The sequence below is a fragment of the uncultured Campylobacter sp. genome (genome assembly GCF_938018145.1).
Taxonomy (GTDB): Bacteria; Campylobacterota; Campylobacteria; order Campylobacterales; family Campylobacteraceae; genus Campylobacter_A.
On sequence record NZ_CALIII010000029.1, the window covers coordinates 1 to 7,852 of the forward strand.

At 44.9% G+C, this 7,852-nt stretch carries 5 protein-coding genes; 4 read left to right on the top strand and 1 reads right to left on the bottom strand.

What is annotated here, in order from left to right:
* Positions 1–75: 75 nt before the first annotated feature.
* Positions 76–2,172 (bottom strand): TonB-dependent receptor, encoded by a 2,097-nt coding sequence (locus Q0338_RS00725; RefSeq protein ID WP_298085087.1) that lies wholly within the window; start codon positions 2,170–2,172, stop codon positions 76–78.
* A 380-nt stretch (positions 2,173–2,552) separates the two neighbouring features.
* On the opposite strand from Q0338_RS00725, the gene Q0338_RS00730 reads away from it, so the two are divergent.
* The 4 genes from Q0338_RS00730 (at position 2,553) to Q0338_RS00745 (ending at position 7,469) form a co-directional block, all read left to right on the top strand.
* Positions 2,553–4,634: a TonB-dependent receptor gene (locus Q0338_RS00730; RefSeq protein WP_298085088.1), complete on the top strand. Its 2,082-nt coding sequence runs from the start codon at positions 2,553–2,555 to the stop codon at positions 4,632–4,634.
* Positions 4,635–4,708: 74 nt separating this feature from the next.
* Positions 4,709–5,743, top strand: coding sequence for an ABC transporter substrate-binding protein (locus Q0338_RS00735; RefSeq protein WP_298085089.1), 1,035 nt, complete (start codon positions 4,709–4,711; stop codon positions 5,741–5,743).
* Complete coding sequence (locus Q0338_RS00740) at positions 5,743–6,705, top strand: iron ABC transporter permease (protein WP_298085090.1); 963 nt, start codon at positions 5,743–5,745, stop codon at positions 6,703–6,705. Before Q0338_RS00735 ends, Q0338_RS00740 begins: the two co-directional genes overlap by 1 nt.
* Positions 6,696–7,469 (top strand): ABC transporter ATP-binding protein, encoded by a 774-nt coding sequence (locus Q0338_RS00745; protein ID WP_298085091.1) that lies wholly within the window; start codon positions 6,696–6,698, stop codon positions 7,467–7,469. The genes Q0338_RS00740 and Q0338_RS00745 overlap by 10 nt, the downstream gene beginning before the upstream one ends.
* Positions 7,470–7,852: the final 383 nt, after the last annotated feature.

Here is a 7,852-nt window from a genome sequence, read left to right on the forward strand (position 1 = left end):
TTGGGGCGCGATGGATGAAGCGGTTTTAAAACCAGTAAAAAGTGATAGGATAACCTATCGTTTTTTACGTTTTAATTAAAAATTATAGTGGAAATTCACCATAAACGATCTCTCGTCGCCTAGCCTCGAGCTTGAGCGCCAGTATTTTTTATCAAAGAGATTGTTTATCGCTAGCGTCATTTGCGCATGCTCGGTGAAGCTATATCCCGCGCTCACGTCCACTCTAGCAAAGCCCGGCAAGTGTTGTTCTTGGATTCTACCGCCGCTAGTAGAGTAGGAGTAGCGTTTGGAGTAGCCGGTAACGCCGCTTTCTACGTACCATTTGTCGGCGTTTACGTAGCGCAAAAAGACATTGCCCTGCCAGCGCGTGGTTTCATTTAGATTAAGTCCCTCGTTTAGCGAGTTTGAGTTGTCTTTAGTAACCTTAGCGTTTGTGTAGCCAAGCGAGCTGCGCAGGTATAAATTCTCGTAAATTTGTCCTAGCACGTTTAGCTCGATACCGCGGCTACGCTCCTTGCCGCGCACCGCCCAAGTATATGGATCGTTTGTAAGGTCTGGCTGATAGCGGATATTTTTGTGTTCGATCTGAAACACCGCGATGTTTGAGCTAAATTTATTATCCGCCCAAGTGCTTTTTAGTCCGATTTCGTACTGGACGTTGTTTTGCGGTTTTAGATCAAGCTTTGACGTATCTTCGGTGCTGATGCCGATGTTGCCTCTACCGCCGTAGGGCGCAAAGCTCTGCGAATACGAGACGTAAGCGGTGTGATCGGTCGCAAAGTCCCATAAAAAGCCGACCCTCGGGCTAAACGAGTCGCCGGTGTAGCTGTTTGTTTGGCCTCTTATATTTCTGGTTTTAAATTTATAAAAATCAAACCTACCGCCGAGCATCAATCTATACGTATCGTCAAGGCTGATTAGATCCTCGAAAAACACGCCGTGATTGATCGCGCGGTGTTTGTTATCGGTCGTAAACGGGACGTTTCTGTTTGACGCCCAGCTGCCCCTAGATGCGTACGGGTCGATATCTTGCATATGGGTTCTGCTATACCAGAGCCTTGGATGGCGAGTTTCGACGCTGTTATCGTAGCCGACTGCGATGTTGTGCTTAAATCTCTCGAAATTTAGCTCCTTGGTGAGCGTAAAGGCGTTTGAGATAGTTTCGTTATCCGTCTCTTGCTTTGCGTAGTTTTGTCTTAGTCTGTTGCCGCTAACGATACTGCCCGCAAAAAAGTGATCGAAATTTTGGCTAGCTTTTCTGTATCCAAAAACCCATTTTAAATTTAGCTCTTTTGCTAGCTCGGCATTTAACTCCGTGCGCAAAAAGTGCAGCCTATCCTCCACGAAGTCGCCCTCGTGAGAAAAGCCCTTTTTGTAGTCGATACCTAGCTTATCGTAGACGGCTTTGGTCGGAGTTCTATCGGGTACTCGCCAGGCGTTGTCGTACGTATACTGCGCCTCGAAGCTTACGTCGCCGCTTTGGTTGGTTACGATGACGCTAGGGCTTATCATGAAATTTTTATATTTTATGCCTTCGCGCCACGATTTACCGCGCTCGCCGTCGGTGGTTAGGCGTACGGCCAGTTGATTATTCACTGTGTGATTTACGTCTGCGCCAAGCCCCCATCTGCTCCAGCTGCCGTATCTGCCCGAGACCTTATAAACAGGGGTAAAATTTGCCTTTTTGCTGACTAAATTTACGACCGCACCGCCGTCGCTCCTGCCGTATAGGATAGAAGCTGGTCCTTTTAAAATCTCGACGCGCTCGACGTTTGCCGTACTACGCCTGATCTGGCCCGAGTCTCTCACGCCGTCTCTATATATATCTCCGCCGTCTACGCTAAAGCCTCTTATTTTTATACTCTCGCCGCGCATATCGTAGCCCGCGTCTATGCCGGCGTTTCCTTCGAGGATGCTAGAAAGATCGTTCGTGCCGTAGTTGCGATTTTTTTGGATATCGATGGTTTCTATCGTTTGAGGCGTTTGCTTGTTGCTAAGTCCGTTTCTGTTTACTTCCGCGCTATCGTAGGTTATATAGCCTTTAAGGTTATCTTGCTCGGAAATGCCTTCGACTTCGACGCTTGGAAGCATCACCGAGTAGCCGTCCGTCTTTGTCTCTGCGGCAGCAAAAGTAGCTAAAATAGCGACTGAAGCAAAAATACTAAGTCTCATTATTCTCCCTTGATTTTAAAATAAAAACAAGAGTATATATCAATAATACTTAAATAACTATTTGTAAACTATTTTATTATATTACTGGTCATTTCGTATAGCATGTTTTATCGCTTGAGCAGAGGTTAATTTTTAAAATCTGAAAAAGTGCATTTTAAATTTGTGATCTTAAAAAACTTAACGACACTATTTTTTTTAATGCTCGTGATATTTGCGAGAGAACAATAACTTTTTGGGATTTTTTATAAAAACATGCTAGAGTTGTAAACAGCTTAAATGTTTGCTACATAAATTATTTACTAAAAACCTTATTTTTAATCATTGAAAATCATTATATATTTCTGTATAATTGCCCGTTAATAATTTTTAAAGGAGTTTAAATGCAAAAGCAAATCGCGCTTAGTTTAGCGCTTGCGGGCGTTTTAGCTGCCGCGCAAAACGAAGTAGAGCTAAAATCGCTAGAAGGCGTAACCGTCACGGCGCAAAGATCGTCTCAAAGCGTAGACGAGATAAGCAAAAGCGTCTCGGTAGTAGATAAAGAGACGATAGAAAGAAAGCTTGGCAAAAGCGTACCCGAGCTAATCAGCGAAGCGCCCGGAGTTTCAATCGTAAACGAAGGCATGGACTCTGGTACCGTAAACGTGCGCGGCTTTAGCTCGTCTGATTACCGCGTACCGATGTTCGTAGACGGACTTAGATTTAGAGGTAGGCCGGCGTTTGAGTATTCGATATTTACGCCCGATCAAATCGAAAGGATAGAGATAATAAGAGGCCCTGCTAGCACGCTTTACGGCACGGATGCCTTTGGCGGCATAGTAAATTTAGTCACCAAAAGAGCTAGCGGGGACGTGCACGGCGACTGGGCGTTATCGGATACGTATCTAAGCACCCAGTATCAAAGCGCGAACAAAGGCGTGCAAAACCGCTTACAACTCGGCGTAGTCGGACACGGGTTTGACGCATTGCTCGGCTTAAACTACAAACACGGCAAGGACTATGACACTCCGGCGGGTAAAATACCAAATACGAGGTATAACTACCGAAGTCTTGATTTTAAAGGCGGATATAGCTTTGCCGATTTTCATAGGCTTGAACTTGTAACTAGATATACGGAGTCCGAGCGCGGCGTAGTCGGTACGGCGGTCGGCGCTCCTGGAACGGCGAACAAAAAAGGCTTTCAAAAATACATAAAAGAAGCGCCTCTTAGAGAAAAATACGTAGCGCTAAACTACGAAGGCAACATAAACGACAAATTTATATTAGATTCTAGTTTGTATTACAGAGAGCTTTATACGCACCTAAATATAAGGCCGTATATCGGAGCTATGTCGCCTAGACAAGTCGATAACTACGTAAACGGCCCGAAGGTCTACGGCGGCAAATTTATCGGTAAATTTATAGGCGACAGCCTAACCCAAACCTACGGCGTAGATTTTTATTACGAGGACTGGGATAGCGTGTATCAAAGCGTAAACAAAGGCCCTAGCGTACGCAACAGGCTAAGAACCAAACAGCTTGACGTCGCTGGGTTTGGATTGCTCGAATATGCGTTTAGCAACGATGCGATTTTAAGCGCAAATTTACGCTACGACCGCATAAAAACGTCCTTTGATATGGATAGCTCGATGAGCCCCGCCGTAAAAGCCCTATACGAAAACGCCAACGATAGAAAAGACGGCAGAGCCAGCTACGGTCTGGGGCTTATTTACCCTATCGCCCAGGGGTTTGAGTTTGTAGGAAATTTCTCTACTTCGTTTAGGGCTCCTATGAGCGGCGAGGTTGCTCCGATACTTACGTTTTCAGGCAGCGAGGCGTATCTACCAAACCCTGATCTAAATATCGAAAAAGGCGTTACCTATGAGGCCGGACTTCGCTATACGGATAAGGCGCTTAAATCAAATTTGATATTTTACACGGGAGATTATAAAGACCTGATCGTCGAGCGAAACTGGCAAAGCGGCGGCGTTACCTACTATCAGTCGCAAAACGTAAATAGAGCCAAGATAAGCGGAGCGGAATTTGACCTCGCTTATAAAATTTTATCAAATTTGGAGTTTAAAATAAATCTCGCCTACACGCGCGGCAAAAACAAACAAACCGGCAAACCGCTTCCAGAGATCGCTCCGCTTAGCGGACACGTGGCCGTTTCTTATTCGCCGGAGTTTTTGGCTAACTCTTACATAGAGTATAGCGGCGACTGGGCGGCGAGAAAGACGCGCATAGACGACAGCGTAGAGCGCGAGCGAGCTGGATATTTCGTGCATAACCTATACATGGGCAAGAGTCTGGGCAAACTAGGATTCTTAAAGGATTTTAGCCTAAATTTGGGCGTCGAAAATATCTTTGACAAAGAATATGCCCCAAGCCTAAGCTACGAGCTAATCAGCCAGCCTAGAAGCGCTAGCAACCCGCTAATAAATCCAGGCAGAAATTTCAAACTAGGCTTTAAGGCTAGCTTTTAAATTTTAAATTTGCCGAGCGGGTTTTAAATAGACCCGCTCAAAAACCCTAAAATTTACAAATTTAAGGATCAAATTTGAGAAAAATCATACCTGCTTTATTGCTACTGGCAGCGACGCTGGGTGCGCTTGAATTTACCGATCAAAACGGCAATAAGCTTCGCTTCGACCGCTCCGTTAAAAGCGTAGCGCTGTTTCCGGTGCCGCTAGCTTCGTTTTCTCTTAGCGTCGAAAACAACGTATCTCGCCTAGCCTCCGTCCATCCGATGGCCAAGAAAAACATCGAGCGCGGAATGCTGGGAAAAATGATCAAAGGCGCAGCTAGTATCCCGGCAGGCGGTATCGGAGATGACTTTACTCCAAACATCGAGGAGCTACTAAAACTATCTCCAGATCTAGTCGTGCAGTGGGGTATGAGAGGCGAAAAGATCATCGAGCCGCTGCGAAAAGTAGGCCTAAACGTAGCTTTGGTAAATTTAAGCGGCACGGAGGAAGACCCGCTTTTTTGGTTTGGTATGCTGGGTAAAATTTACGAAAAAGAGCAAAGAGCGGAGCAAATTTTGCAAAATAGAGCCGAGGTAAGAGCTAAGATCGAAAATTACGCAAAAGGGCTTAGCAAAAAACCGAAGGTTCTTTTTATATTCGGCAGGGATAAAAGCTACGAGGCAGCCGGCGGCGGGACGTATTTTGATTATGAGATCAAGCTAAGCGGCGGAGCAAATGCGGCGAATTTCGGGGGATTTAGAATTTTAAATAAAGAAGAAATTCTCGCGCAAAATCCGGACGTTATCTTGCTTAGCAACTTTGACGAACTTACGCCGCGGGACTTTTTTAACGATAAAATTTTAAAAAACGTAAAAGCCGTCAAGCAAAAAGCCGTCTATAAAATGCCTCTGGGAGGCGATATGTGGGAGCCGCCTACGGGCGAATCGCACCTGGGCTGGGCGTGGTTTAGCGTGCTGTTTTCGGGGCAGGCGCATATAAATTTAAAAGACGAGATGAAAAAGAGCTACAAGCTCCTCTACGACTACGATCTAAGTGACAATGAGATAGCTCAAATTTTACGCTTCGATCTAAACGGAGAGAGCAAATTTTACGAGCTTTTTAGATAATGAAAAAATATCTGTTTTTATCTCTTTTGCTAGTTTTTGCTGTTATTTTTTCGCTACTTGCGGGCAGGATTTCGCTTGAGGGGCTAATTGACTATTATCAAAACGACAAAGAGACGCTTTACGCTTTGATATTTGACCTGCGCTTGCCTAGGCTGATAGCGGCGTTTTTGATAGGCGCTAGCCTTAGCGCGGCGGGCGTGATATTTCAGGCGATGTTTGCAAATCCTTTGGTAAGCCCAAATATCTTAGGCGTCGGCAGTGGGGCGGGATTTGGCGCGGTGGTTTGCATTTTAGCCTTCGGTAGTCCCGTAGCCACGCAAATAGGCGCTTTCGTTTTTGGCTTTTTAGCCGTCATGATAGCTTACGCGTTGGGTGTTTTGGCAAACAAAAACTCAAAGCTCATGCTGGTGCTTGCGGGCATCATCACGGGCGCGATATTCGAGGCGCTGATCTCCGTCATCAAATACGTCGCCGACACGCAAGAAAAGCTACCTAGTATCGTCTACTGGCTGATGGGAAGTCTAAGCGCCATCTCATGGAGCGATGTCGTAGCGCTTGCTCCCGTTTGCGTTAGCGGACTTGTACTTTTGAGCCTAATGGGCTGGAAGCTAAACATTTTATCCCTAGGCGGCGAACATGCAAGTATTTTGGGCGAGAGTAAATTTTTAGGCTTTATCTTTATCGTACTTGCTACGCTGATAACGGCCGCAAGCGTAGCCATCGCCGGTATCATCGGCTGGGTCGGGCTTTTAATGCCGCATGTTACTAGGCTTATTTATGGCTCCGATAACTCGCAGCTAGTTCCGATTTCTGCGATTTTAGGCGGGATATTTTTGATGCTAACCGACGTTGCAGCTAGAAGCGTGAGCTCGGCTGAAATCCCGCTAAGTATCCTAACCGCTCTTATAGGCGCTCCTATGATCGGCGTCATCATCGTTAAAAAGGGCAAAAGATGGTCTTAAGCGTAGAAAATTTAAGCTTTTCATACGAGCGTAAGCAAATTTTGCAAAATTTGAGCCTTAGCCTAAAAAGCGGCGAAACGCTTGCGATTTTGGGCCCAAACGGCATAGGTAAATCTACGTTTTTAAAGATTATTTTGGGACTTCTAAAAGCAAAAGGCGGTCAAATTTTGATTGATGGCCGCGATCATGCCTCTCTTAGCGGCAAAGAACGCGCTAAACTCGTAGGATACGTGCCTCAAAGCGAAAATATCGCTTTTAGCTTTAAGGTAAAAGATCTGATTTTAATGGGCGTAAACGCAAATGTCGGTACGTTTTCAAGGCCGAGCGCAGAGGATAGAGCGATGGCCGAGGAAGCCGCACGGATAGCAGGCGTTAGCGAGTATTTAAATTTAAACGTAGACGAGCTAAGCGGCGGCATGATGCAGCTAGTCCTAATAGCTCGCTCGCTAGTACTACGGCCCAAAATTCTAATCATGGACGAGCCTACTTCCTATCTCGACGTCTTTCATCAAAACGCCGTTTTAAGCCTAATCAAAAAGCTAAATAGCGAGCAAAAAACCTGCGTGATCTTTACCTCGCATCACCCCGATCACGCGCTTGCGGCAGCGGATAAAACCTTGCTTTTAAACGGCCCCTTAGGATATGAATTCGGCGCAACCGATCAAATTTTAAAGGGCGAAAATTTAACGAAACTTTTTGGCATAGATTTTATAAATTTAAACGTCGAAGATAAAAGAAGGTTGCTGGTTAGGTGGAGGGTTTAGTAAAAATATTTTCTTGTTTTTGTTAAATATTCTAGAATGAGCAAGGGTGTAGCTAAAATTTTAACTTGTTTAGCTCTTTTATATATTCTAGATAAGCCTATAAAATAGTGGGAGTAATAAAAATCAAGAAGTTAGAGCTTGGATGAGAGGAGTGTCAACGGCTATCGTCAGGTCTAAATTTGCTAGATGAGAGCATGGCAATAGTGGGGAAGAGGATTAAATCTGCGGATATATGCTACGCTAAAGTCATTTTATAGGATTATTTTTGTAAAATGCTTCCATTGTACCACCTTTTATCAAAAGTGTACCATAAGTTTAAGAAAAAATTCAAAGAAAGGGAAACTGCAAAAGAGGCGGTTTAAATACCGATAAATAGGGCATTT